The sequence below is a fragment of the Streptosporangium brasiliense genome (assembly GCF_030811595.1).
GTDB lineage: Bacteria > Actinomycetota > Actinomycetes > Streptosporangiales > Streptosporangiaceae > Streptosporangium > Streptosporangium brasiliense.
This window is the reverse complement of record NZ_JAUSRB010000002.1, coordinates 5,251,527-5,278,503: the sequence shown is the minus strand read 5'-3', so window position 1 is coordinate 5,278,503 and position 26,977 is coordinate 5,251,527. Positions and strand designations below refer to the sequence as shown.

17 protein-coding genes and 3 rRNA genes are annotated in these 26,977 nt (G+C 68.4%); 4 read left to right on the top strand and 16 right to left on the bottom strand.

Annotation, left to right across the window (positions count from 1 at the left end):
* Nucleotides 1–17: 17 nt before the first annotated feature.
* Complete coding sequence (locus tag J2S55_RS32680; RefSeq protein WP_306868774.1) at nt 18–1,349, top strand: DUF1015 family protein; 1,332 nt, start codon at nt 18–20, stop codon at nt 1,347–1,349.
* A 166-nt stretch (nt 1,350–1,515) separates the two neighbouring features.
* Here the strand turns inward: J2S55_RS32680 and J2S55_RS32675 are convergent, their stop codons facing one another.
* Entirely contained in the window at nt 1,516–2,031 is a 516-nt protein-coding gene (locus J2S55_RS32675) for a single-stranded DNA-binding protein (RefSeq protein WP_306868773.1), read from the bottom strand.
* A 110-nt stretch (nt 2,032–2,141) separates the two neighbouring features.
* On the opposite strand from J2S55_RS32675, the gene J2S55_RS32670 reads away from it, so the two are divergent.
* Nucleotides 2,142–3,068, top strand: a complete 927-nt coding sequence (locus tag J2S55_RS32670; protein WP_306868772.1) for an MBL fold metallo-hydrolase — start codon at nt 2,142–2,144, stop codon at nt 3,066–3,068.
* A 51-nt stretch (nt 3,069–3,119) separates the two neighbouring features.
* On the opposite strand, the gene J2S55_RS48725 is transcribed toward J2S55_RS32670, so the two are convergent.
* The 14 genes from J2S55_RS48725 to argC form a co-directional block, all read right to left on the bottom strand.
* Nucleotides 3,120–5,855, bottom strand: a complete 2,736-nt coding sequence (locus tag J2S55_RS48725; RefSeq protein ID WP_503167704.1) for a heme biosynthesis protein HemY — start codon at nt 5,853–5,855, stop codon at nt 3,120–3,122.
* A gap of 591 nt (nt 5,856–6,446) precedes the next feature.
* Nucleotides 6,447–6,563: ribosomal RNA gene (gene rrf / locus J2S55_RS32655) — 5S ribosomal RNA — on the bottom strand.
* Nucleotides 6,564–6,708: 145 nt separating this feature from the next.
* Nucleotides 6,709–9,832 (bottom strand): 23S ribosomal RNA (locus J2S55_RS32650).
* A gap of 416 nt (nt 9,833–10,248) precedes the next feature.
* Nucleotides 10,249–11,771, bottom strand: a 16S ribosomal RNA gene (locus J2S55_RS32645).
* The 16S, 23S and 5S rRNA genes sit together here, the layout of an rRNA operon.
* 694 nt (nt 11,772–12,465) lie before the next feature.
* A complete protein-coding gene (tyrS, locus tag J2S55_RS32640; protein WP_306868768.1) occupies nt 12,466–13,734 on the bottom strand; it encodes a tyrosine--tRNA ligase in 1,269 nt (422 codons plus the stop codon).
* A 174-nt stretch (nt 13,735–13,908) separates the two neighbouring features.
* Entirely contained in the window at nt 13,909–14,559 is a 651-nt protein-coding gene (locus tag J2S55_RS32635) for a DNA-3-methyladenine glycosylase (RefSeq protein WP_306868765.1), read from the bottom strand.
* The gene (gene argH, locus J2S55_RS32630) at nt 14,559–15,977 is read right to left on the bottom strand and encodes an argininosuccinate lyase (RefSeq protein ID WP_306868763.1); all 1,419 of its coding nucleotides are present in this window, start codon (nt 15,975–15,977) and stop codon (nt 14,559–14,561) included. The genes J2S55_RS32635 and argH overlap by 1 nt, the downstream gene beginning before the upstream one ends.
* Nucleotides 15,978–16,017: 40 nt before the next feature.
* Nucleotides 16,018–17,217, bottom strand: a complete 1,200-nt coding sequence (locus J2S55_RS32625) for an argininosuccinate synthase (protein ID WP_306868761.1) — start codon at nt 17,215–17,217, stop codon at nt 16,018–16,020.
* A 70-nt stretch (nt 17,218–17,287) separates the two neighbouring features.
* Entirely contained in the window at nt 17,288–17,791 is a 504-nt protein-coding gene (locus J2S55_RS32620; RefSeq protein ID WP_306868760.1) for an arginine repressor, read from the bottom strand.
* Nucleotides 17,788–18,801 (bottom strand): ornithine carbamoyltransferase, encoded by a 1,014-nt coding sequence (gene argF / locus J2S55_RS32615; RefSeq protein WP_306868758.1) that lies wholly within the window; start codon nt 18,799–18,801, stop codon nt 17,788–17,790. The genes J2S55_RS32620 and argF overlap by 4 nt, the downstream gene beginning before the upstream one ends.
* Nucleotides 18,794–19,942 carry an acetylornithine transaminase gene (locus J2S55_RS32610; RefSeq protein WP_306875654.1) on the bottom strand — a complete coding sequence of 383 codons (1,149 nt, stop codon included), beginning with the start codon at nt 19,940–19,942 and terminating at the stop codon, nt 18,794–18,796. The genes argF and J2S55_RS32610 overlap by 8 nt, the downstream gene beginning before the upstream one ends.
* Nucleotides 19,943–19,998: 56 nt before the next feature.
* Entirely contained in the window at nt 19,999–20,967 is a 969-nt protein-coding gene (gene argB, locus J2S55_RS32605; protein WP_306868756.1) for an acetylglutamate kinase, read from the bottom strand.
* On the bottom strand, nt 20,964–22,118 hold the full coding sequence (argJ, locus tag J2S55_RS32600) for a bifunctional glutamate N-acetyltransferase/amino-acid acetyltransferase ArgJ (protein ID WP_306868755.1): 1,155 nt from the start codon (nt 22,116–22,118) through the stop codon (nt 20,964–20,966). The genes argB and argJ overlap by 4 nt, the downstream gene beginning before the upstream one ends.
* Nucleotides 22,115–23,137 (bottom strand): N-acetyl-gamma-glutamyl-phosphate reductase, encoded by a 1,023-nt coding sequence (argC, locus tag J2S55_RS32595; RefSeq protein ID WP_306868753.1) that lies wholly within the window; start codon nt 23,135–23,137, stop codon nt 22,115–22,117. Before argC ends, argJ begins: the two co-directional genes overlap by 4 nt.
* A gap of 268 nt (nt 23,138–23,405) precedes the next feature.
* Between argC and J2S55_RS32590 the strand changes: the two genes are divergently transcribed.
* Nucleotides 23,406–25,067, top strand: coding sequence for a class I adenylate-forming enzyme family protein (locus tag J2S55_RS32590; RefSeq protein WP_306868752.1), 1,662 nt, complete (start codon nt 23,406–23,408; stop codon nt 25,065–25,067).
* 127 nt (nt 25,068–25,194) lie between these two features.
* Complete coding sequence (locus J2S55_RS32585) at nt 25,195–26,502, top strand: MFS transporter (RefSeq protein WP_306868750.1); 1,308 nt, start codon at nt 25,195–25,197, stop codon at nt 26,500–26,502.
* Nucleotides 26,503–26,670: 168 nt separating this feature from the next.
* Here the strand turns inward: J2S55_RS32585 and J2S55_RS32580 are convergent, their stop codons facing one another.
* Nucleotides 26,671–26,916, bottom strand: coding sequence for a hypothetical protein (locus J2S55_RS32580; protein WP_306868748.1), 246 nt, complete (start codon nt 26,914–26,916; stop codon nt 26,671–26,673).
* Nucleotides 26,917–26,977: the final 61 nt, after the last annotated feature.

The window sequence follows — 26,977 nt, the reverse complement described above, 5'->3', positions numbered from 1 at the left end:
ATGGCAGCATGCCCCCTATGGCGAATCCTGAACTGCCGGTGCCGGACGGGCTGGTGCTACGCCCGTTTCACGGCGTGAGGTTCACGGTCGACGATCTGGCCAGGGTGACCTCTCCGCCCTACGACCTGGTCGGAGAAGCCGATGTGCGAAACTTGCTCGACTCCCATCCCAACAACGTGGTGCGGCTGATCCTTCCCGGAGCCGACCGCCACCGTTACGCCGAGGCCCGGGAGACCCTCCAAGCCTGGCTCTCCTCCGGTGTGCTGGTCCCCGACGAGACACCCGCCGTATACGTCTACGAGCAGATCGGCCCAGGGGTCGTGCAGCGCGGTCTCATCGGCGACGTGGGCCTGGCAGCCCCGGAGCAGCATGTCATCCTGCCGCACGAGGACGTCATGCCCGGACCGGTCGCCGACCGGCTGGCGCTCATGCGCACGACCGAGGCCAACCTGGAGCCCATCTTCCTTCTCTACGAAGGCGCCGGCGGCGCCGCCAGCCTCCTGGTGGACCAGGTCGCCCTCTCCCGGCAGCCGCTGGTCGAGGCGGAGACCCGTGACGGTCTCAGGCACCGGCTGTGGGCCATCACCGACCCCGACGAGCTCGCCTCCCTCAACGCCGATCTCCGCACCCGTCAGGCCCTCATCGCCGACGGCCACCACCGCTACGCCACCTACCTCGCCCTCCAGCGTGAGCACCACGCCCTCCAACGTGAGCACCACATCCTCCTGCGCGGGCAGCGGGACACGGACGGCACGGCCGTTCCCCAGCACCCGGCGGAGCCGGGCCCCCGGGACTTCGGCCTGGCGCTCCTGGTGGACTCCACCTCCTATCCGCCGGATCTGAAGGCCATCCACCGCGTCATTCCAGGACTGCCGCTGGAGGAGGCAGTGGCCAAGGCCAAGGGGGCCTGGCAGGTGCGCGAGCACGCCGACCTCGCCGAAGGACTGGCCGCGCTGCGGGAGGCCACCGGCCCGGCCTACCTGCTGTCGGCCGGAGGCCCGGCGTATCTCCTCACCGACCCGGACCCCGACCAGCTCGATCAGGCCATGCCCGTCCACCGCTCCGCCCGCTGGCGCGCGCTGAACACCTCCGTTCTCGCGGAGTTCCTGCTGCCGAAGGTCTGGGGGATGAACGACGACGAGCAGTCGGTCCGCATCGTGCACCACGACCCGGAGGCGGCGGTACGGCTGGCGCGGGAGTCGGGGGGGACCGCGGTGCTGCTGAACCCGCTGACGGTCGACGACGTGCTCGCGGTAGCGGCCCAGCAGGAGCGGGTGCCCCGCAAGTCCACCTCCTTCGGCCCAAAGCCCCGCACCGGACTGGTGCTGCGCACCTTCGCCTTCGACTGACCTCTTCCACTGTCTCCACCTTCCGGCCCGGACCGTCACGGAGCGGGCGCCCGGGGCAGGTGGCCAGGGGGGCGGTCATCCCAATGACGGCACCTCCACACTGTTTCCGCCCTCCGCCCCGGACCGTCACGGAGCGGGCGCCCGGGGCAGGTGGCCAGGGGGGCGGTCATCCCAATGACGGCACCTCCACATGCCGTAGGACGGACGCCGCCGGGGTGCTTTTCTCGACGGTGTGGGACGGCTCCGGGCAGGTGGCCCCGACTGCTATGGACTCCTCCACCGGAACGGCCTCGGCGCGCGTGAGCGAGCACACCGGCCTGGGCGGAGTGGGGGCCGGGATGCCCTCGTCACCGGTCAGGACCGTGGTGATCCGGCGTTCGAGGCGTCTCACCGAGCGGACCTCGACCTCGTAACCGGACGACTTGGCCCCCTCGCTCCCCCACCATCGACGGCGCAGGGAGCCCACCACCTCCACCATGTCGTCGGGCAGCCAGTCGGCCACGGCCACGGTGACCTCGGGCTCGAATGACACGCACGGAATGGTGTCCACCCGGGTCCCGCGGCCCCGCTGATGGCGTCGGACGATCAGCCTCCAGGCGCTGAGCGTGCTCCCGCTCTGCAGCGACCTGACCCGCACCACTTCGGGCAGGCGGCCCACCAGGGTGACCTCGTTGCGATCCATCGAATCCTCCTTCGATCTCTGCCGATCGAAGACGACTCTTTACGATATGGACTATGCCGGGACGGTCGAACGCCGTTCTGGGGACGCCGGTTCCAACTCTGAGGTGACCTGTGGACAACATCACCGCCCTCGGCGGAGACGTCTATGAGATCGACACAAGGATGGCCGGGCACTCCGGTATCACGGCGGGGTATCTCATCCTCGCAGACCGCCCCTGTCTCGTGGAGACGGGAACCTCCACCTCCGCTCCCGTGGTGCGCGACGCCCTGACCTCACTGGGTGTCGGCCCGGACGACCTCGCCACAGTCGTCGTCACGCACATCCATCTGGACCATGCTGGCGGAGTCGGCGACATCGCCGGTTTCTACCCGCAGGCGGAGATCGTGGTCCACGAGAAGGGGGCGAGACATCTCGCCGACCCGTCCCGGCTGATGGCCAGCGCCCGGATGGTCTGGGGCGACAAGCTGGACACCCTGTTCGGCGAGCTGTCCCCCACCGAATCGGCGCGCATCCGCGCGCTGGGCGACACGGGAGCCGTCGACCTCGGCAACGGGCGCACGCTGAACAGCCACTACTCTCCCGGCCACGCCAAGCACCACGTAGGGTTGATCGACTCGGGCACCGGCGACCTTTACGTCGGAGACGCCGCCGGGGTCTACCTTCCGGAGACAGGTGACCTGCGCCCCGCCACTCCGCCGCCGGACTTCGACCTGCAGGCCGCGCTGGACTCGATCGGCCTGTTCGAGGCCCTCGGCCCGCAGCGGCTGCTGTTCAGCCACTACGGGCCGGTCACTGACGTGGAGGAGACCCTGGGGCGCTCGGCGGAGGAGCTGCGCGTCTGGGTCGATCTGACCCGGCAGGCCCATTCGGAGGGAATGGACCTGGACCACGCGGTAGCCATGGTCATGGAACGCACCCGGGAACGCTACGCGGCGCTGAAGGCCGACGATGCGACCGCCGAGCAGTTCGAACTCCTCAGCGGCGCCCCGTCCAACGTGGCTGGAATCCTCCACTGGCTGAACCGGATACAGCCGTAGAGAATCGCCCGCCTCGGGCGGACGGTTCCGTTCACCCGAGGCGGGACCAGATCACTTCTTCTTCTCGACCTCGTCGACGTCGATCTCGGCGGGGTCGTCGGCCGGGTCGTCGAGAATGTCGCCGAAGTCCGGCTCGATGAAGGCCGGGCCGACACCGGTCTCGACCTTCTCGCCGGACCTGTCCCGGTCCGTCACCTCCGTGGCGCCGGCCCCGTTCTCGTCAGAATCGCCGATGATGAGTTCATCGTCCTCGAGGTCGTCCTCAGCCTCGATCTCCGCGTCGAGGGTGGCGACATCGTCGATTCTGACGTCAGCCTCCTCTTCGATGTCCTCGTCCTCGAGGTCCTCGTCGTCCTCCTCGGAGTCATCGTCCCCGAGGTCAGCGTCGATCTCCGTGTCCTCGAGATCGACGTCGAGCTCGTTGTCGAGGTCCTCGTCGTCCTCTTCGAGATCCTCGATGACCGCGCCGGTCAGCTCCGCGTAGCGCTCGGCCGCGTCGGTCTCTCCGTCCTCGTCGAAAGCCATGGCACGGCCGAACCACTCGGTGGCGGGCTCCTCATGGCCTGCGTCGGCGAGGGCGTCGGCATAGGCGAAGGCGAGACGGGCCGACCAGGGCTGCGGACGGGGGTCACGCAGTTCCGGCAGGCGCTGCAGCGTGATGACCGCGGCGTCCTTCTGGTCGAGGTCCCGGCGGGCGCCGGACTCCACGATGGCAAGCTCGATCTTGCCCATCCGGTCGAGGCGCTCGGCCTCCTTGGAGCGGACCAGGTCGAGGGCACGCTCGGGGCGGCCGAGACCGCGCTCGCAGTCCGCCATGATCGGCAGGAACGAGTCGGAGCCGGTCATGCGGCGCGCCGCGCGCAGGTCGCTCAGCGCCTCGGCGAAGTGCCCGGCACGGTAGGCGGCGATGCCCACGGCCTCGCGGATCACACCGATCCGGGCCGCGAAGCGACGGGCGACCTTGGTGTGCTCATAGGCGCGCTCGGCGTCCTCCTCGCCAAGAGCACGCTCGGCCGCCACGAGATGACGGGAGATCAGGTCGGCAAGATCGAGCGGGAGGGAGCGCAGCTCGTCCCGGATCTCCTTGTCGAGCTCCTCCGCGGTGATGTCCGGAGCGAGAGGAGGCAGCTCCTCACGTTCCCGGCTCGGAGCCTCGTCACGGAAGGCGGGACGGTCGTCCCGGCCGTAGCGGGCGCGGAAGCCATCGCCCTCACCACGGGATCCACCGTCACGGTCGTCACGGCTGAACGGCCGGCCGCCACGGTCGTCGCGGTTGAAGGAGGGACGGCCGCCGCGGTCGTCACGGTCGCCGTAGGGACGGCGCTCACCACCGCCACGGCTGTCGCGGAACCCACCAGCGGGACGGTCATCACGGTTGAACGGACGACGCTCACCCCGATCACGCTGACCGTACTGGGCACGCGCCTGGTCACGGTCACCGTACTGAGCCCGCGTCTGGTCGCGGTCGCCGTACTGGCTGCGCGCCTGGTCGCGGTCGCCGTAGGGACGGCGCTCACCACCACCGGGACGGTCATCACGGTTGAAGGGGGGACGCCCGCCGCGGTCATCGCGATTGAACGGAGGACGACCACCACGGTCGTCACGGTCGCCGTAGGGACGGCGCTCACCGCCGCCACGGCTGTCGCGGAACCCACCAGCGGGACGGTCATCACGGTTGAACGGACGACGCTCACCACGGTCATCACGGTTGAACGAGGGACGGCCGCCGCGGTCGTCACGGTCGCCGTAGGAACGGCGCTCACCACCACCGGGACGGTCATCACGGTTGAACGGAGGACGCCCGCCGCGATCGTCACGGTTGAACGGAGGACGGCCGCCGCGATCACGGTCACCGTACTGGCTGCGCGCCTGGTCGCGGTCACCGTAGGAGCGGCGCTCACCACCACCGGGACGGTCATCACGGTTGAACGGAGGACGCCCGCCGCGGTCATCGCGATTGAACGGAGGACGACCACCGCGATCGTCACGGTCGCCGTAGGGACGGCGCTCACCGCCGCCACGGCTGTCGCGGAACCCACCAGCGGGACGGTCATCACGGTTGAACGGACGACGCTCACCACGGTCATCACGGTTGAACGAGGGACGGCCGCCGCGGTCGTCACGGTCGCCGTAGGAACGGCGCTCACCACCACCGGGACGGTCATCACGGTTGAACGGAGGACGCCCGCCGCGATCGTCACGGTTGAACGGAGGACGGCCGCCGCGATCACGGTCACCGTACTGGCTGCGCGCCTGGTCGCGGTCACCGTAGGAGCGGCGCTCACCACCACCGGGACGGTCATCACGGTTGAACGGAGGACGCCCGCCGCGGTCATCGCGATTGAACGGAGGACGACCACCACGGTCGTCACGGTCGCCGTAGGGACGACGCTCACCACCGCCACGGCTGTCGCGGAACCCACCAGCGGGACGGTCATCACGATTGAACGGACGACGCTCACCCCGATCACGGTCACCGTACTGGCTGCGCGCCTGGTCGCGGTCACCGTAGGAACGGCGCTCACCACCACCGGGACGGTCATCACGGTTGAACGGAGGACGACCACCACGGTCATCACGGTTGTCCCGATAGCCACCGCCGGAACGGTCGCCTCCACGGGAGGCGTATGGACCACCCGAGCGTCCTTCACGGCGCTCACCGTATCGAGGGCCGTCGCCCGGACGCCCCCTGCCGCCACCGGCGCGGTAGCTTCCCTGACCGCCGGATCCGCGGTTCTCGCCTTCGTCGCGCCGGCCCGCGCCGTCACGCCCGTTATCACTGTTCACTTCTGGTCCATTCGTCTGCTCACTCGGCGAGCGCGTCCCGTCTCTTGGATGCCTGGGACGATTCGCTGTGCGGGCGGTCTCCGGCCGCGGGGTGCGCCCCGTTCGCTATCGCTGCCCCGCCCTATCATGGTCTGGCGCGACGAAGGCCACCCGCGGTGGGGGTGGCCCGGCCCCTCCAGCCTAGCAAGTCGCCCAAACTCCGTACGCCTTCTGGCCTCACCACCATGAACGATCATGCGTGCCGGCGGACGCGATCAGCCGAGTGTCAGCCGGAGACGACAGCGGCCAGTAACGCGTTGAGCTCGGTGGTCTCTGCTTCACCGAGCAGGCAGGCGAGCTCACGCTGTGCGCCGCCCTCCACCTTCAGCACCTCGGTGAGATATTCGTCGCCCTTTCGGGGCCAGCCGTAGCACGTCTCACGCCGGTCCGCTCAGGTAGCCGGCTACTGCTCGGCCTGGGCATCGGCGGTTACGACGAGGATTCATCCCCGTTGCTGACCCTGAACCCGGCGGTTGAACAACCCGAAAAAGTTAAAAGTCCCCGGAACGCAGGAAAGGCCACCCCCGAAGGGGTGGCCTTTCCTGAATGATTGTCCGGCGGCGACCTACTCTCCCACACCGTCCCCGGTGCAGTACCATCGGCGCTGAAGAGCTTAACTTCCGGGTTCGGAATGTAACCGGGTGTTTCCCCTTCGCCATAACCGCCGTAACACTATGAAACTGTCAAACACACACGTGTCGCGGTGTTCGCTGTTTCAGAATCGCATAGTGGACGCGGGCAACAACCCTGATCACGCGCTGCTCCGGACCCGGCGAAGGGACAGAGCGCTGCAGTGACCAACAAGGTATGCTTTGTGGTCAAGTCCTCGGCCTATTAGTACCGGTCAGCTCCACACATTACTGTGCTTCCACCTCCGGCCTATCAACCCAATCGTCTATTGGGAGCCTTACCCCTCACGGGTGGGAGACCTCATCTCAAGGCGAGCTTCCCGCTTAGATGCTTTCAGCGGTTATCCCTTCCGAACGTAGCCAACCAGCCGTGCTCCTGGCGGAACAACTGGCACACCAGAGGTTCGTCCGTCCCGGTCCTCTCGTACTAGGGACAGCTCCTTTCAAGTCTCCTGCGCGCGCAGCGGATAGGGACCGAACTGTCTCGCGACGTTCTAAACCCAGCTCGCGTACCGCTTTAATGGGCGAACAGCCCAACCCTTGGGACCTACTCCAGCCCCAGGATGCGACGAGCCGACATCGAGGTGCCAAACCATCCCGTCGATATGGACTCTTGGGGAAGATCAGCCTGTTATCCCCGGGGTACCTTTTAGCCGTTGAGCGACGGCGCTTCCACAAGCCACCGCCGGATCACTAGTCCCAGCTTTCGCTCCTGCTCGACCCGTCGGTCTCACAGTCAAGCTCCCTTGTGCACTTACACTCGACACCTGATTGCCAACCAGGCTGAGGGAACCTTTGGGCGCCTCCGTTACTCTTTAGGAGGCAACCGCCCCAGTTAAACTACCCACCAGACACTGTCCCTGATCCGGATCACGGACCGAAGTTAGACGTCCAAAACGACCAGAGTGGTATTTCACCAATGACTCCACCATCACTAGCGTGACAGCTTCACCGTCTCCCACCTATCCTACACAAACCGTTCCAAACGCCAATGTCAAGCTGTAGTGAAGGTCCCGGGGTCTTTCCGTCCTGCTGCGCGTAACGAGCATCTTTACTCGTAGTGCAATTTCGCCGGGTCTGCGGTTGAGACAGCGGGGAAGTCGTTACGCCATTCGTGCAGGTCGGAACTTACCCGACAAGGAATTTCGCTACCTTAGGATGGTTATAGTTACCACCGCCGTTTACTGGCGCTTAAGTTCTCAGCTTCGCCACATTACTGCAGCTAACCGGTCCCCTTAACGTTCCAGCACCGGGCAGGCGTCAGTCCGTATACATCGTCTTACGACTTCGCACGGACCTGTGTTTTTAGTAAACAGTCGCTTCCCCCTGGCCTCTGCGACCCCCACCAGCTCAGGGAGCAAGTCCCATCACCAGCGAAGGCCCCCCTTCTCCCGAAGTTACGGGGGCAATTTGCCGAGTTCCTTAACCGCAGTTCACCCGATCGCCTTGGTATTCTCTACCTGACCACCTGAGTCGGTTTCGGGTACGGGCCGCCACGACACTCACTAGAGGCTTTTCTCGGCAGCATAGGATCACCCACTTCGCCACAATCGGCTCGGCATCACATCTCAGGATACGCGGACCGCGGATTTGCCTACGGTCCTCCCTACATGCTTACCCCAGGACTACCATCGCCTGGGCTGGGCTACCTTCCTGCGTCACCCCATCGCTTACCTACTACCAGATCAGGCCAGGCGTTCACTCTGACGCCGCCCCCGAAGGGGCAACCGAGTTAAGGACCCTTAGTATCACTGGATTCAGTATTGGCGCATCGTAGCGGGTACGGGAATATCAACCCGTTGTCCATCGACTACGCCTGTCGGCCTCGCCTTAGGTCCCGACTTACCCTGGGCGGATTAGCCTGCCCCAGGAACCCTTGGTCATCCGGCGCAGAAGTTTCTCACTTCTGATTCGCTACTCATGCCTGCATTCTCACTCGCACGGCCTCCACAACTAGATCACTCTGCTGCTTCGCCGGCCGCACGACGCTCCCCTACCCATCCACACACCTAAACCACAAAGGCTCGGACACATGTGTGAATGCCACGACTTCGGCGGTGTACTTGAGCCCCGCTACATTGTCGGCGCGGAATCACTTGACCAGTGAGCTATTACGCACTCTTTCAAGGGTGGCTGCTTCTAAGCCAACCTCCTGGTTGTCACTGCGACTCCACATCCTTTCCCACTTAGCACACGCTTAGGGGCCTTAGTCGGTGGTCTGGGCTGTTTCCCTCTCGACTACGGAGCTTATCCCCCGCAGTCTCACTGCTACGCTCTCACTTACCGGCATTCGGAGTTTGGCTGACGTCAGTAACCTTGTCGGGCCCATCGGCCATCCAGTGCTCTACCTCCGGCAAGAAACACGTAACGCTGCACCTAAATGCATTTCGGGGAGAACCAGCTATCACGGAGTTTGATTGGCCTTTCACCCCTAAACACAGGTCATCCCCCAGGTTTTCAACCCTGGTGGGTTCGGTCCTCCACGCGGTCTTACCCGCGCTTCAACCTGCCCATGCCTAGATCACTCCGCTTCGGGTCTACAGCATGCGACTCAAACGCCCTATTCAGACTCGCTTTCGCTACGGCTCCCCCACACGGGTTAACCTCGCCACACACCATAACTCGCAGGCTCATTCTTCAAAAGGCACGCAGTCACATCACAGACGCCCGAAGACGTCTACGCTCCTACGGCTTGTAGGCACACGGTTTCAGGTACTATTTCACGACCCCTCACCGGGGCGCTTTTCACCTTTCCCTCACGGTACTTGTTCACTATCGGTCATCAGGGAGTATTTAGGCTTACCAGGTGGTCCTGGCAGATTCACACAGGATTTCTCGGGCCCCGTGCTACTTGGGATCCCCTCAAACAGTCGACAAGATTTCGCCTACCCGGCTCTCACGGTCTCCGGCGCAACTTCCCAGAAGCTTCGACTATCCCATCGATTTCTCACTGCCTGGAGGAGCGGCAGCTCCTCCCAGAGGGTCCCACAACCCCGCACACGCAACGCCTGCCGGCTATCACACGCATACGGTTTAGCCTCTTCCGCTTTCGCTCACCACTACTCACGGAATCACTAATTTGTTTTCTCTTCCTACGGGTACTGAGATGTTTCACTTCCCCGCGTTACCACCAACCGCCCTATACATTCAGGCGGAGGCAACACCACATGACTGGTGCTAGGTTTCCCCATTCGGACATCCCCGGATCAAAGTCAGGTTGGCGACTCCCCGGGGCTTAACGCAGCCTCCCACGTCCTTCATCGGCTCCTGATGCCAAGGCATCCACCGTGTGCCCTAAAAAACTTGGCCACAAAGATGCTCGCGTCCACTATGCAAATCTCAAACAACAAACAGCGACCGCACCCACCCCACCACCAAACACCCACACCAGAAGCTGAGGCAAAACCCCAACCCCGGCCAGGCCGGTATGACAGGAGGACAGTCCCGCACGAGGTCACACAGACCACGAAGCCCGCCACAGGCAGGCTCCGCATCCGGTCCGTTTCCTCAGGACCCAACAGTGTGTTCAATCCAGCCCAGCCCCGGCGACCAGCGTTCCCACTCCCGACCCCCGTAAGGAGGAAGGGCGGTACTAACGGCCCGGCGACCCGACCCGACTGATTAGCCAGTGCTCCACTAATGAGCGCGTCATGTGCAGAACACGCGCCTGCAGACATGACCTGGACCAGACCCTCAAAGCTGAGGATGTGGCCGATGCTCCTTAGAAAGGAGGTGATCCAGCCGCACCTTCCGGTACGGCTACCTTGTTACGACTTCGTCCCAATCGCCAGCCCCACCTTCGACCGCTCCCCCCACAAGTGGTTGGGCCACGGGCTTCGGGTGTTGCCGACTTTCGTGACGTGACGGGCGGTGTGTACAAGGCCCGGGAACGTATTCACCGCAGCGTTGCTGATCTGCGATTACTAGCGACTCCGACTTCATGGGGTCGAGTTGCAGACCCCAATCCGAACTGAGACCGGCTTTTTGGGATTCGCTCCACCTCACGGTATCGCAACCCTCTGTACCGGCCATTGTAGCATGTTTGCAGCCCAAGACATAAGGGGCATGATGACTTGACGTCATCCCCACCTTCCTCCGAGTTGACCCCGGCAGTCTCCAATGAGTCCCCACCACCCCACAAGGGAGCGTGCTGGCAACATTGAACAAGGGTTGCGCTCGTTGCGGGACTTAACCCAACATCTCACGACACGAGCTGACGACAGCCATGCACCACCTGTCACCCGATCCGAAGAGGCACCCATCTCTGAGTGTTTCCGGGCGATGTCAAGCCTTGGTAAGGTTCTTCGCGTTGCGTCGAATTAAGCAACATGCTCCGCCGCTTGTGCGGGCCCCCGTCAATTCCTTTGAGTTTTAGCCTTGCGGCCGTACTCCCCAGGCGGGGCGCTTAATGCGTTAGCTACGGCGCGGAAACCGTGGAAGGTCCCCACACCTAGCGCCCAACGTTTACAGCGTGGACTACCAGGGTATCTAATCCTGTTCGCTCCCCACGCTTTCGCTCCTCAGCGTCAGGTAAGGCCCAGAGAACCGCCTTCGCCACCGGTGTTCCTCCTGATATCTGCGCATTTCACCGCTACACCAGGAATTCCGTTCTCCCCTACCTACCTCTAGCCAGCCCGTATCGAATGCAGACCTGGAGTTAAGCCCCAAGCTTTCACACCCGACGTGACAAGCCACCTACGAGCTCTTTACGCCCAATAATTCCGGACAACGCTTGCGCCCTACGTATTACCGCGGCTGCTGGCACGTAGTTAGCCGGCGCTTCTTCTGCAGGTACACGTCAACTTCGTCCCTGCTGAAAGAGGTTTACAACCCGAAGGCCGTCATCCCCCACGCGGCGTCGCTGCGTCAGGCTTCCGCCCATTGCGCAATATTCCCCACTGCTGCCTCCCGTAGGAGTCTGGGCCGTGTCTCAGTCCCAGTGTGGCCGGTCGCCCTCTCAGGCCGGCTACCCGTCGTCGCCTTGGTAGGCCGTTACCCCACCAACAAGCTGATAGGCCGCGAGTCCATCCCCAACCGAAAAAACTTTCCACCACCATCCCATGCGGGAAGTGGTCGTATCCGGTATTAGACCCAGTTTCCCGGGCTTATCCCAGAGTCAGGGGCAGGTTACTCACGTGTTACTCACCCGTTCGCCGCTCGAGTACCCCGAAGGGCCTTTCCGCTCGACTTGCATGTGTTAAGCACGCCGCCAGCGTTCGTCCTGAGCCAGGATCAAACTCTCCAAACAATGTCTACAGAGTTGCTCCCGGCTGAAAGCACCCACCACCGGCAAGGGTGGCGGTGTCATCAACCAAAGGAATCCGTCCTCCCACCTGCGTGGGTGGGACGGGGTTGTGCTTCATGCACTGGCTTTTAACACACTGTTGAGTTCTCAAGAAACGGACGCGTTCTCCGTCGTCCAGGCCATCCGGCCCGGCTTCCAGGGCGTTCCATTCGGTATTTCGATCTTAGCTTGCCCGGCCTTTTCGTGTCAAACTGCTCATTTTGAGCTACTTGCCACGAGCCGGTCCAGCTTGACTAAAGTTTTGCGTGCCCCGTCTCCGAGGCAACCCTCTGAACTTACCTAGTCATCCAGGCCGCGTCAAATCATCTGGTTTTCCAGGTGATATGCGCAGACACCGAAGGGGAAGGTCCGTTCAGTGGGGGTCGGCCCTGGGGCCCGTCCGCCGATCCGGCGTCCGGCTCGCTCCCGGGGCATTGAGAACATTAGGCCGCCTCCGGAGCATCGTCAAATCCAGACGGCTGACTTCCCGCCCAACGACTGACGCCCCGGCCGGAGCCGGGGCGTCAGTGTCATGCGGGTCAGGGCCGTCGAGTGCGCCGACCGTGAGTGTCAGGGCCATCGGATGCGCGGACCCTGAGTGTCAGGGCCGTCGAGTGCGCGGACCCTGAGCGTCAGGGCGGCAGCCGTACGGAGAACGTCAGGCGGTGACCTCGACGCCTCCGATGGAGCGCTTGCCGCGGCGCAGCACCAGGAAGCGACCGTGCAGCAGGTCGCCGGCCGACGGCACGTAGGCCTCATCGGTGATCTTCACGTTGTTGAGGTAGGCGCCGCCCTCCTTGACCGCCCGGCGAGCGGCGGACTTCGACTCCACCAGCCCGCTCTCGGCCAGCAGGTCGACGAACGAGGATCCCAGCGCGGGCACCTCGGCCCGCGGCACCTCGGCCAGCGCCGAGCCGAGCGTCCGCGCGTCGAGCTCCTCCAGCGAGCCCTGGCCGAACAGCGCCCGCGACGCCGCCACCACCCGTGCCAGCTCGTCGGCTCCGTGGACGAGGGTGGTGACGTCCTCGGCCAGCGTCCGCTGCGCCTCACGGGCCGCGGGCCGGTCGGCGACCGCCTTCTCCAGCTCGGCGATCTCGTCGTGGGTGCGGAAAGTGAACACCTTCAGGAAGCGGACGACATCCCGGTCGTCGGCGTTCAGCCAGTATTGGTAGAAGGCGTACGGCGAGGTCAGCGCCGGGTCGAGCCAGATGGCGCCGCCGGCGGTCTTGCCGAACTTGGTGCCGTCCGCCTTGGTGATCAGCTTGCCGGTCAGGGCGTGGGCGTGCGCGCCCTCCACCCGGCGGATCAGGTCGACCCCGGCGGTGATGTTGCCCCACTGGTCGCTGCCGCCGAGCTGGAGCGTGCAGCCGTGCCGGCGGTAGAGCTCCAGGTAGTCGTTCGCCTGCAGGATCTGGTAGCTGAACTCGGTGTAGCTGAGCCCGTCGCCGCCCAGCCGCGCCGACACCGACTCCCGGGCGAGCATGCGGTTGACCGGGAAGTGCTTGCCGACGTCACGGAGGAAGTCGATCGCCGACATCTCCGCGGTCCAGTCGAGGTTGCTGACCAGGGTCGCGCCGGTGGGCCCGTCGTCGAAGGAGAGGAACTTCTCCACCTGGACGCGGATCCTCGCGACCCATTCCGCGACGACCTCGGAGGAGTTCAGCGAGCGCTCGGTGCTGCGGCCGCTGGGGTCGCCGATGAGGCCGGTGGCACCGCCGACCAAGCCGATCGGGCGGTGGCCGGCCCGCTGGAAGCGGGTGAGGATCAGCAGCGTGGCCAGGTTTCCGGCGTGCAGCGACGGAGCGGTCGGGTCGAAGCCCGCATAAACCGTGATCGGCCCCTCGGCGAGTGCCGTACGCAGCGCGTCGGCATCGGTGGTCTGCGCGATGACGTCGCGCCATTCGAGCTCATCGAGGATGTCGGTCACGATCCTTGCTTTCCAGTCGAAGGGACATTTACCGCTCTGTACAGCCTGCCCGATGGCGGCACCGCCGCGCCACTCGGAATCGCCCGTGGCCGGAGAACGGGCGCGTCCCCGGGGCCGCGGCCTCCGACGGGGACCGGCCGCCGCCCACCCGAGTCGACAGGCGGGCCGGCGCGGCTAGCGGCGGCGCGGGACATGCGCCCGGTAGGGCGAGACCGTGGAGTCGCCGTCGACCCAGAAGCGCCAGGGGGTCTCCCGGGCGGACGAGACCCCGGTGCGTGGTCCCGACCTGATCTCCCCCTCTCCGGGGGGATCGCCCCGCAGCACGTTCACCGGACCTGGCGGGCAGACGTCGAGCCCGTCGTCCTGCCGGGTGAAGCCGAGTGCCACCGCCAGGCGGGCGGGCCCGCGGGCGAGGTCGCGCGCGGTGACGGTGCGGCTCGCGCCCGCCGTCCGGCGCGCCCGGGCCACCTCGGCGCCGGCGACCACCTCACCGGCCCGTAGCAGCACGCCCGAGCCCACCCCTTCGGGGAGGCAGACGATGTTGGCGCAGTAGTGCATGCCGTAGGTGAAGTAGACGTACAGGTGCCCCGGCGGCCCGAACATCACCGCGTTGCGCGGTGTCCGGCCCCGGTAGGTGTGGGAGGCGGGGTCCTCCCCGGGGGTGCCGTAGGCCTCGACCTCGGTGAGCCGGACCGAGACCGGCCCGTGCACGATCACCCGCCCCAGCAGGTCCGGGGCGACCTCGTGGCCGGGCCGGTCGAAGAACTCCCGGGTCAGGGGCACGGATCCGGCGAGCACCTGCTCGCCGGGTCCGTCGGCCGGCATCAGTTGCCGCTCGCCCAGGCCGCCTGGGCGTCGACGACCTCGCGCAGCTCGGTGAGCTGGTCGCGGACCCGGTCGGGGGCCGTGCCGCCGTGCGCCTTGCGGGCCGCCAGCGCGCCCGGCACCGACAGGACCTCGCGCGAGTCGGGCGTGAAGTGCGGCGAGACCTTGGCCAGCTCCTCATCGGTGAGCTCGTCGAAGTCCTTGTCGTTGACCTGGCACCAGACCACCAGGTGGCCGACCGCCTCGTGCGCCTCGCGGAACGGGACACCCCGGCGGACCAGCAGCTCGGCCAGGTCGGTGGCCAGTGCGAACCCGTCGGGCGCCGAGGACTCCAGCTTGGCGGTGTTGACGCGCATGGTGGCGACCAGGCCGGCCACGGCCGGCAGGACCAGCAGCAGGGTGTCGACGGAGTCGAACACCGGCTCCTTGTCCTCCTGCAGGTCACGGTTGTAGGTCAGCGGCAGGCCCTTGAGCGTCGTCAGCAGCGACATGAGGTTGCCGATGAGACGGCCGCTCTTGCCCCGGGCGAGCTCGGCGACGTCCGGGTTCTTCTTCTGCGGCATGATCGACGAGCCGGTGGAGTAGGCGTCGTCCATCTCGATCCAGCGGAACTCCTGCGAGGCCCACAGGACGATCTCCTCGCCCAGCCGCGACAGGTGCATGCCGATCATCGCCGCGTCGAACAGGAACTCCGCGGCGAAGTCGCGGTCGGCGACCGCGTCCATCGAGTTGGGCGCGGCGGAGTCGAACCCGAGCTCCCTGGCCACGGCCTGCGGGTCCAGCGGCAGCGACGATCCGGCCAGCGCGCCGGAGCCGAGCGGGGAGACCGCCGCCCGCCGGTCCCAGTCGCGCAGCCGCTCGATGTCGCGGGCGAACGCGTGCACGTGGGCCAGGAGCTGGTGGCCGAAGGAGACCGGCTGGGCGTGCTGCAGGTGGGTCATGCCGGGGGCGGCCGTCTCGGCGTGCTCCTCGGCCTGGCTCATCAGCGCGGTCTCCAGCTCGACGAGCCGGGACACGATGTGCCGGACATGGTCGCGGAGGTAGAGGCGGAGGTCGGTGGCCACCTGGTCGTTGCGGCTGCGGCCGGCGCGGAGCTTGCCGCCGAGCGTGCCGAGGCGCTCCAGCAGGCCGCGCTCCAGGGCGGTGTGGACGTCCTCGTCGGCCACCGTGGGCCGGAACTCACCCGCCTTGCACGCCTGCTCCAGGTCGTCCAAGGCGCCGATCATGCGCCCCAGCTCCTCCTCGGTGAGCAGCCCGGCGCGGTGCAGCACCCGGGCGTGCGCGCGCGAGGCCAGCAGGTCGTACGGCACGAGCCGCCAGTCGAAGTGCACGCTCACCGAGAGCCTGGTCAGCGCGTCGGCCGGCCCCCCCTCGAACCGGCCGCCCCACAGCCGCATCGGCTTACCACCATCAGTCACCGTTGTTCTCCTCCCAGTTCAATCCGCGACCATAGCCCAATCAGGCCAGTCGGGCGTCCCGGGCGGCCGCGATCTTCGAGGGCAGGCTCCACAGCTCGACGAAGCCCTTGGCCAGCGACTGGTCGAAGGTGTCGCCGGTGTCGTAGGTGGCGAGGTTGAAGTCGTACAGCGAGGCCTCGGAGCGCCGGCCGGTGACCGTGGCCCGGCCGCCGTGCAGGGTCATCCGGATCTCGCCGGTGACGTGCTGCTGGGCCTCGGCGATGAAGACGTCCAGGGCCTTCTTGAGCGGGGAGAACCAGAGGCCGTCGTAGACGAGCTCGCCCCAGCGCTGGTCGACCGACCGCTTGAACCGGGCGAGGTCCCGCTCGACGGTGACGTTCTCCAGCTCCATGTGCGCGGTGATCAGCGCGATGGCGCCGGGCGCCTCGTAGACCTCGCGGGACTTGATGCCGACGAGCCGGTCCTCGACCATGTCGAGCCGGCCCACGCCCTGGGCGCCGGCGCGCTGGTTGAGCTCGGCGATGATCTGGAACGGGGTCAGGTGCCGCCCGTCGAGCGCCACCGGGACGCCCTTGACGAAGCTGATGATGACCTCGTCGGCCTCGCGCGGCTGGGCCGGGTCGGCGGTGTAGGAGTAGACGTCCTCGGTGGGGCCGTTCCAGACGTCCTCCAGGAAGCCGGTCTCGACGGCGCGGCCCCAGATGTTCTGGTCGATCGAGAAGGGGTTCTTCTTGGTGGTCTCGATCGGCAGGTTCTTCTCCTCGGCGTAGGCGATCGCCTTGTCCCGGGTCCACGCGTAGTCACGGGCCGGGGCGATGACCTTGAGCTCGGGGAAGAGCGCGGCCAGGCCGGCCTCGAAGCGGACCTGGTCGTTGCCCTTGCCGGTGCAGCCGTGCGAGACGTGGGTGCCGCCGAACTCCTTGGCCGCGGCGGCCAGGTGCTTGACGATCAGCGGCCGCGACAGCGCGGAGACCAGCGGGTAGCGGTCCATGTAGAGGGCGTTGGCCTGCAGGGCGGGCACGCAGAAGTCGGCGGCGAACTCCTCGCGGGCGTCCACGACGACGGACTCCACGGCGCCGCAGTCGATGGCCCGCTTCCGGATGACCTCCATGTCCTCGCCGCCCTGGCCGACGTCGACGGCCACGGCGATGACCTCGGCGCCGGTCTTCTCGGCGAGGAAGGGGATGGCAACAGATGTGTCGAGGCCGCCGGAGAAGGCGAGTACGACCCGGTCAGTCATGATCAGTTCTCCCAAAGTCTTTTCGTCACAGGTGGTGGGTGGAGCTGCTGGGGCGGCCCGCCGGAGCGGGCTAGGTACGTCGGTCGGCGTGCCGGAGCAGGGCCTCGGCGACCGCTTCCCCGCCCGTCGGATCCCGGCTGATGACGAGGATCGTGTCGTCTCCGGCCACCGTGCCGAGGATGGACTTCCAGTCGGCGTGGTCGATGGCGGAGGCGAGGAACTGCGCGGCCCCCGGCGGGGTGCGGACGATCACCAGGTTGGCGGACGCCTCGGCCGAGACGAGCAGTTCCTCGGCGAGCCGGCTCAGCCGGGCAGCCGGCGACTCGCCGGAGCCGAGCCTGGCCAGCGGGATCCGGCCGCCGCCCTCGCCCGGCAGGGCGTAGACCAGGGAACCGTCCTCCGCGCGCAGCTTGAGCGCGCCGAGCTCGTCCAGATCCCGGGAGAGGGTGGCCTGGGTGACCTCCACCCCGCTCTCCAGCAGGAGCTTGGCCAGGTCGGGCTGGGAGCGGACCGGCTGCCGCTCCAGCAGCTCGGCGATCCGCGCCTGGCGGGCGACCTTGGTCATGGGAATCATCGGACGGCCCCGTTCTCGGGCCTCATGCCAAGGGTGTCATGCCCGCCCGCGCCCGCCGCCTGCCGGGTCGCCGAGACCAGCCAGTGCAGCAGGGCCTTCTGCGCGTGCAGCCGGTTCTCCGCCTGGTCCCACACGACGCTCTGCGGTCCGTCGAGGACGTCGGCGGCGATCTCCAGGTCCCGGTAGGCGGGCAGGCAGTGCAGCACGATCGCGCCGGGGGCCGCCCGGCCCATCAGCTCGGCGTTGACCTGGAAGGGCGCCAGGTCGGCGACCCGCTGCTCCTTGCCGTCCTGGCCCATCGAGACCCAGGTGTCGGTGGCGATCACGTCGGCGCCGTCGGCGGCCACACCCGCGTCGGGCAGCACGGTGACCGATCCGCCGGTCCCGGCGGCGAGCTCACCGGCCCGCCGCAGGATCTCCGGGTCCGGCTGGTATCCGGCCGGGGAGGCGATCCGCACGTGCATGCCGGCCAGGACCCCGCCCAGCAGGTAGGAGTGGGCCATGTTGTTGGCGCCGTCTCCGAGGTAGGTCAGGGTGAGCCCGGCGGTCCTGCCGAGGTGCTCCCTGACGGTCTGCAGGTCGGCGAGGATCTGGCAGGGGTGGAACTCGTCGGTGAGGGCGTTCACGACGGGCACCGAGGACGCTGAGGCCATGGCCTCGATCCTCTCCTGTCCCGAGGTGCGCCACACGATGGCGCCGACCTGGCGCTCCAGGACCCGGGCGGTGTCCTCGATCGACTCGCCCCGGCCCATCTGCGAGGATCCGGCGTCGATGATCAGGGGGAGGCCGCCGAGCTCGCCGATGCCGACGGCGAAGGAGATCCGGGTCCGGGTGGACGGCTTGTCGAAGAGCACCGCGACGGTCTGCGGGCCCTCGAACGGCCGGTAGCCGTAGCGGTCCTTCTTCATGGCCTGGGCCAGGTCGAGCACCTCGGCCTGCTCGGCGGGCGACAGGTCGTCGTCGCGCAGGAAGTGCCTGGCCGGCGTGGAACCGGTGCGGTTGTCAGTCATCGGCGGCCTCGTCAAGGATTGCGGGGAGCGCGGCCACGAAGGCGGCGATCTGCTCGGAGGTGATCACCAGCGGGGGCGCGAGCCGTACCGCGTTGGGCTGCAGGGCGTTGACCAGGAATCCGGCCTCCTGGGCCGCCGCCTGGACCTGCGCGGAGCGGTCGGCGGTCAGCACCGCGGCCAGCCACAGGCCCCGGCCGCGGACGCCCGCCAGCAGCGGGTGGTCGATCGCGGCGATGCCCTCGGCGAGCTGCGCGCCGACCGTGCGGACGTGCTCCAGCAGGCCGTCCTTGTCGATCGTGTCGAGTACGGCGAGCGCGGCGGCGGCCGAGACGGGGTTCCCCCCGAAGGTGGAGCCGTGGTCGCCCTTGGCGAAGATCGTGCCGGCCGGGCCGAAGCCGATGCAGGCGCCGATCGGCATGCCACCGCCGAGCCCCTTGGCCAGGGTCAGCACGTCGGGCAGGACGCCGTCGTGCTGGTGGGCGAACCAGTGCCCGGTGCGGCCGATCGCGGACTGGATCTCGTCGGCGACCAGCAGGGCGCCGGTCGCGTCGCAGACCTCCCTGGCGGCCTTGAGGTAGCCGTCGGGCGGGGGGACGACTCCGGCCTCGCCCTGGGTGGGCTCGAGGAAGAGCGCGGCGCACTCCTGGGTGACGGCGTTCTTCAGCGCGTCGGCGTCACCGTAGGGGACGAACCGGACGTCGACCGGGAACGGGCCGAACTGGTCGCGGATCGACGGCTTGCCGGTCAGCGAGAGCGCGCCGAGGGTCCGGCCGTGGAAGGCGTTCTCGGCGGCCACGAAGTAGGGGCGGCCCTGTGCCTTGCCGTATTTGATGGCCAGCTTGAGCGCGGCCTCGTTGGCCTCGGTGCCCGAGTTGGTGAGGAAGACCCTGGCCGGGGCGCCGAGCAGGCCGAGCAGGCGTTCGGCGAGCAGGACCTCCGGCTCGTGCAGGAACAGGTTGCTGGTGTGGGCGAGCGTGGCGACCTGGCCGGAGACGGCCTCCACCAGCGCCGGATGGGCGTGGCCGAGCGAGCTGACGGCGATGCCGCCGATCAGGTCGAGGTATTCGCGGCCGTCGACGTCCCAGACCTTCGATCCCTCGCCGCGCGCCAGCGCCACGGGCGGCACACCGTAGTTCGGCATGAAGGCGGCCTCGAAGCGCTTGCTGAGCGCGTCTGTGGCGTGACGCTCGTGCGGGCTCACTTGTCGCTCCCGTTCAGCTTGATGGTGGCGGTCAGCCGCCGGTTGACCAGGCTCGGCACGGCCGGGGTCCTGGCGGCGTCCGGCAGCACCATGGTTCCGATGCCCTCGTCGGTGAAGATCTCCAGCAGCACCGAGTGGGGCACCCGGCCGTCGAGCACGTGCGCCTGGGGCACGCCGCCCTGGACGGCGGTCAGGCACGCCTCCATCTTGGGCACCATGCCGCTGGACAGGCCGGGCAGGAGCGTGCCGAGCTCGGTGGCCGACAGCTGCCTGATGACCTCGTTGCCGCCGTCCCCGGCGTCGGGGCGCCAGTCGCGGTAGAGGCCCTCGACGTCGGTCAGGACGATGAGCTTGGTCGCCTGGAGCGCCACCGCGAGCGCGGCGGCGGCGGTGTCGGCGTTGACGTTGTAGACGGTGCCGTCGTCGCCGCGTGCGATGGAGGAGATCACCGGGATCCGCCCGTCGTCCAGCAGCGCCTGCACGGCTCCGGCCTCGACGTTGACGATGTCCCCGACCTGGCCGATGTCCACCTGGGCGCCGTCGACGACGGCGTGCTTGCGGACGGCGGTGAACAGGTGGGCGTCCTCGCCCGACATGCCGATGGCGAACGGTCCGTGCCGGTTGATCAGGCCGACCACGTCGCGGTTGACCTGGCCGACCAGGACCATCCTGACGACCTGCATGGCCTCGGGGGTGGTGACCCGGAGCCCGGCGGTGAAGGTGGACTCGATGCCGAGCCTGTCGAGCTGGGCGTTGATCTGCGGCCCGCCGCCGTGCACGATCACCGGCTTGAGCCCGGCGTAGCGCAGGAAGACGACGTCGGCGGCGAACTTCTCCCGCAGGTGCTCCTCGGTCATCGCGTTGCCGCCGTATTTGATGACGACGGTCGCGCCGTTGAAGCGGGCGAGCCAGGGCAGCGCCTCGATCAGCGTGTGCGCCTTGGCCAGGGCGTCGTCGGTCCTCATGAGGAGTACGCCGAGTTCTCGTGGACGTAGGCCGCGGTGAGGTCGGTGGTGTGGACCGTCGCCGAGTGGGGGCCGGCCGACAGGTCGATGGTGATCGTCACGTCGCGGGGGCGCAGGTCCACCTTGGACCGGTCGTCCCCGGCGGCGCCGCCCCGGCAGATCCAGATGCCGTTGATGGCCACGTTGAGCCGGTCGGCCTCGAAGACGGCGTCGGTGGTGCCGACCGCCGACAGCACCCGTCCCCAGTTGGGGTCCTCCCCGTGGATGGCGCACTTGAGGAGGTTGGAGCGTGAGACGGTGCGGCCGACGAGCACCGCGTCGTCCTCCGACGCGGCGCCGACCACCTCGATGGCGATGGCCTTGGTGGCGCCCTCGGCGTCCACCAGGAGCTGGCGGGCGAGGTCGGCGCAGACGGAGCGGACCACCTGCTCGAACTCGCCGAGGTCCGGGGTGACGCCGGAGGCGCCGCTGGCCAGCAGCAGGACGGTGTCGTTGGTGGACATGCAGCCGTCGGCGTCGAGCCGGTCGAAGGTGACGCGGGTCGCCTCGCGGAGCACCGCGTCGAGCTGGTCGGCGGGCACGTCGGCGTCGGTGGTGATCACGCAGAGCATGGTGGCCAGGGCGGGGGCGAGCATGCCCGCCCCCTTGGCCATGCCGCCGACCATGTAGCCGCCCTCGCCCCGCCTGAAGGAGATCTTGGAGACGGTGTCGGTGGTGCGGATGGCGTCGGCGGCGGCCAGGCCGCCGTCCCTGCTGATCTGGGAGACCGCGAGGTCCACCCCGTCCAGCAGCGTCTCCATCGGCAGCCGCTCGCCGATCAGGCCGGTGGAGCAGACCGCGATCTCGCCGGCCGACTCCTTCAGCGCCTCGGCGACCTTCTCGGCGGTGGCGTGGGTGTCCTGGAAGCCGAGCGGGCCGGTGCAGGCGTTGGCGCCGCCGGAGTTGAGGACGACCGCGTGGACCCGGCCCCCGGCCAGCACCTGCTGGGACCAGAGCACCGGCGCGGCCTTGACGCGGTTGCCGGTGAAGACGCCCGCCGCCGCGCGCGACGGGCCGTCGTTGACGACGAGCGCGAGGTCGCGGGCGTCGCCGGACTTGATTCCGGCGGCGACACCCGCTGCCCGGAAGCCGAGGGGGGCGGTCACACTCATGGGGCAACTCCATTGAGAGGCAGGCCGAGCTCTTCTGGCAGGCCGAGGGCGAGGTTGGCGCTCTGGATCGCGCCTCCCGCGGTGCCCTTGGTCAGGTTGTCGATGGCGATGACGGCGACGATGCGTCCGGCGCGCTCGTCCAGGGTCACCTGGAGGGCGGCGACGTTGGCGCCGAGGGTCATCGAGGTCGCGGGCCACTGCCCCTCCGGGAGCAGCCGCAGGAACGGCTCGTCCTTGCTCGCGGCCTCGTACGCCTCGCGCAGGACCTGGGCGGTGACGCCGGGCCTGGCCGGGACCGTGCAGGTGGCGAGGATGCCGCGGCTCATCGGGGCCAGCATGGGGGTGAAGGAGACCTTCACCGGCTCGCCCGCCAGCGGGGAGAGGTTCTGCTCCATCTCCGGGGTGTGCCGGTGGACGCCGCCGACGCCGTAGGCGCTGACCGAGCCCATCACCTCGCTGCCCAGCAGGTGGGGCTTGAGCGACCTGCCCGCTCCGCTGGTGCCGGTGGCGGCCACCACGACCACGTCGGGCCCGGCCAGGCCCGCGGCGAAGGCGGGGAACAGGGCCAGGGTGACGGCCGTGGGGTAGCAGCCGGGGACGGCGATCCTCCTGGTGGCGCGGAGCCTGTCACGCTGGCCGGGCAGCTCGGGCAGGCCGTAGGGCCAGGCGCCCGCGTGGACGCCGCCGTAGAAGAGCTCCCAGGCCGCGGGGTCGGTTAGTCGGAAGTCGGCGCCGCAGTCGACGACGAGGGTGTCCTCGCCGAGCTGCTCGGCGACGGCCGCGGACTGGCCGTGCGGGAGGGCGAGGAAGACGAGGTCGTGGCCGCCGAGGGTGTCGGCCGTGGTGTCCAGCAGGATCCGGTCGGCCAGCGGGGTCAGGTGCGGCTGGTGGGCGCCGAGCGCGGCGCCGGCGTTGGAGCCCGCGGTCAGCGCGCCGATCTCGATCTGGGGGTGCGACAGCAGCAGGCGCAGCAGCTCGCCCCCGGCATAGCCGCTGGCACCGGCGATCGCCGCTCTCATCCGTCCCCCTAGGTTGCATAGTCATTCATTTTCACTCATGAACTTACTAGAGAGAGTATGCACTCCTGGGGATTGTCATGCAAGTGCCCGCTCCGGCCGCTCCGGAGGCATACCGTCCGCCAAACAGGCGATAAGCACCCAAAAACCCATATATCTACATGCATGATCATGCGGGGCTGAGGGAGGCGATATTTCGGCACTGTTGCACGTACCTACCGGTCGGTATCGTGACGTTTCCGGTCCCTCCACACCCGGGGAGTACGAACGCATGACTGTCACCCACGACCAGGTCCAGGCCCAGCTCACCGGTCCAGGACAGCTTTTCGAGATGGAGGAGGTCGCCGGTCACGGCGGCACCGTCCGGACGTGGAAGCACGCTCCGGGTCACTTCCGCGCGCTCCTCGAGACGAGCCGGTTCCACGGCGACAAGGTCTTCCTGGCCTACGAGGACGAGCACATCACCTACGAGGAGCACTTCCGGCGGGCGGCGACACTGGCACGGCGCCTGGTGGAGGAGTACGGCGTGGTCAAGGGCGACCGGGTCGCCATCGCCATGCGCAACTACCCGGAGTGGGTGATCGCCTTCTCCGCCGCGCTGGCCGCCGGGGCGGTGGCCGTGCCGCTCAACGCCTGGTGGACCGCGCAGGAGCTGGAGTACGGGCTGTCGGACTCCGGGGCGAAGGTGCTGATCGCCGACGGCGAGCGCGCCGCCAAGCTCGCCGGCCTGGCACAGTCCCTGATCGTGGCCCGGGGCGAGGTGCCCGAGGGCGCCCGCGCGTTCGAGGACGTGCTGGGCCCGGTGGAGGCCGGCGTGACGCTGCCGCCGGTCGAGCTCTCCCCGGAGGACCCGGCCACGATCTTCTACACCTCGGGCACCACCGGCCGCCCCAAAGGCGCCCTCGGCAGCCACCGCAACCTCGGCCAGTCCCCCATGACCGTCGCCTACAGCCTGCTGCGCAGCGTGGTGCGGGCGGGCCAGGACCCGGCGGAGTCGGCCGGCAGGCGCCGCGTCACCCTGCTCACCGTGCCGCTCTTCCACGTCACCGGCTGCTTCGCCGTGATGACCACCACCATGTTCACCGGCAGCGGCCTGGTGCTGATGTACAAGTGGGACGCCGGACGGGCCCTGGAGCTGATCGAGCGGGAGCGGGTCACCACGTTCAGCGGCGTGCCCACCAACGTGTGGCAGCTGCTGTCCCACCCCGACCTGGGCAAGTTCGACATCTCCAGCCTCAACTCCCTCGGGTACGGCGGCGCCCCGGCCCCGCCCAAGCTGCTGGAGCGCATCACCGAGCTGCTGCCCAGCCGCTCCCCCTCCAACGGGTACGGCCTGACCGAGACCACCGCGCTGACCATCAACAACGCCGGCGTGGACTACCTCGCCAAGCCCGACAGCATCGGCCTGCCGGTGCCCGTGGTCGAGGTGAGGATCGCCGACCCGCTCGGCGACGAGCTGCCGGTCGGCGAGGTCGGCGAGCTCTGCCTGCGCGGCCCGAACGTGATCCTCGGTTACTGGAACCGCCCCGAGGCCACCGCCGAGACCTTCATCGGCGGCTGGCTGCACACCGGCGACCTGGCGCGGGTGGACGAGGAGGGGTTCGTGTTCATCGTGGACCGGGCCAAGGACATGGTCATCCGCGGCGGTGAGAACGTCTACTGCGCCGAGGTGGAGGCCGCGCTGTTCGAGCATCCGGCGGTGGACGACGTCGCGGTGATCGGCATCCCCCACGACGAGCTGGGCGAGGAGGTCGGCGCGGTGGTACGGCTGGCGTCCCCGGCGAGCGCCGAGGAGCTGCAGGCCTTCCTGCGCGAGCGGATCGCGGCCTTCAAGGTCCCGGTCCGGTTCTGGGTCCGCGAGAGCGAACTCCCCCGCAACCCCGGCGGCAAGATCCTCAAGACCCACCTGCGCAAGGAGGTCCTGGGCTCCTGACACCCCCGGCGGCGGGCCGGACCGGTCCGCCGCGACGCGGGCCGCTCCGGGCCGCCCGGTCCGGCCCGGAGCGGCCCGGCCCAAAACCAGTTGCCCTGGCGCGGGCCGGCGCCGAGACTAGCTGTCCGTGCCTGAAACTGCCGATCGACCGCTCAGAACGCTGGCCCGCCGGCTGAAAATGGATCTGAGCCCGCTGCGCGACTCCCGTGACTTCCGGCTGCTGTTCGGCTCGGGGATGATCACGATGTTCGGCACCTTCCTCACCCTGGTCGCGGTCCCGCTGCAGATGAAGGAGCTCACCGACGACTCCTACCTGGCGGTCGGCCTGGTCAGCGTGGCCGAGTTCGTGCCGATGGTGGTCTGCGGCCTGTGGGGCGGGGCGATCGCGGACGCGCTGGACCGGCGCAAGATCATTCTCTACACCGAGGCGGGGCTCTGCGCCACGGTCGTGGTCCTGATGGTCAACGCGATGCTGCCCGAGCCGCAGGTCTGGGTGCTGTACGTGGTCGGCGCGCTCTCGGCGGGCCTGGGCAGCCTGCAGCGGCCCAGCCTGGAGTCGCTGATGCCGCGCGTGGTCAGGCACGACCAGCTCACCGCCGCCGCCGCGCTGACCAGCTTCCGCTGGAACCTCGGCGCCATCGTCGCCCCCGGTCTCAGCGGCCTGCTCGTCGTCTGGTCCGGCTTCGCCACCACCTACGGCGTCAACGTGGCGACGTTCCTGATCTCCCTGGCCCTGCTCTGGCCGGTGAAGGCCCCGCCGCAGTCCGAGGACGCTCCCCCGCCGTCGGTCAGGGCGCTGGTCGAGGGCGTCCGCTACGCCGTGGGCCGCCCCGACCTGATGGGCACCTACCTGGTGGACGTCGCCGCGATGGTCTTCGCCTTCTCCACCGCGCTCTATCCCTTCCTCGCCGACGAGCTCGGCGTCCCCGAGGCGCAGGGCCTGTTCTTCTCCGCCTCGGCCATCGGCTCGCTGGTCGCCTCGGTCACCTCCGGCTGGACCAACCACGTCCACCGCCACGGCCTGGGCGTCATCGTCGCGGCGATCGGATGGGGCGCCGCGGTGGCGCTGGCGGCCGTCATGCCGACCGCCTGGGGCGTCTTCGCCTGCCTGGCGCTGGCCGGGGCGGCCGACATGATCAGCGGAGTCTTCCGCTCCACGATCTGGAACCAGACCATCCCGGACGAGTTCCGCGGCCGGCTGGCCGGCATCGAGCTGCTCTCCTACACCAGCGGTCCGATGCTCGGCAACGCCAGGGCGAGCCTGATGGGCGATCTCGGCGGGACCCGCTTCTCCCTGGGCGCGGGCGGCCTGCTGTGCGTCGGCGCGGTGGTCGCGATGGCCGGGCTGCTGCCCAGGTTCCGTGACTACGACGCCCGCACCGACGAGCACGCGGTCAGGGAGCGCGCCCGCCGCGAGGCCGTCACCGAGATCTGAACCCCGGCGGCGGCCGGCCCCGCGCACCGGGCGGGGCCCGTCGCCCCTGCGGGGGCACGACGCGGCCCCACGCACCGGGCGGGCGTCGTCCCTGCGGGGGCACGACGGCCGGCGTACGGAGCCCGGGGACGGCGGCGTCCGCGCGGGGGCCGCCCGGCTCCGAGCCGGTCAGCCGGCCTCGCGCCAGCCGTCGTACTCCTCCGCCAGCGCCTCCAGCCACGCCAGGTGACCGGCCTCCAGCGTCCCGCCGGGATCCTCGACGACCACGACCCACTGGGCGTCCTCGGCGTCGTCCTCTCCCGCGAGGGTCTCCCGGACGACCGCGGGCACGCCGATCCGCGGGAACTCCTCGGCCACGCTCTCGGCGACCTCCTCGGCGTCGTCGCGCTCGGCGAACACCAGCAGGTGTCTCATCGTCCCTCCCGGAATCGTCCTCGCCGAAGGCCAGGGCCCCGGCGGCGGTGCCGCCGGGGCC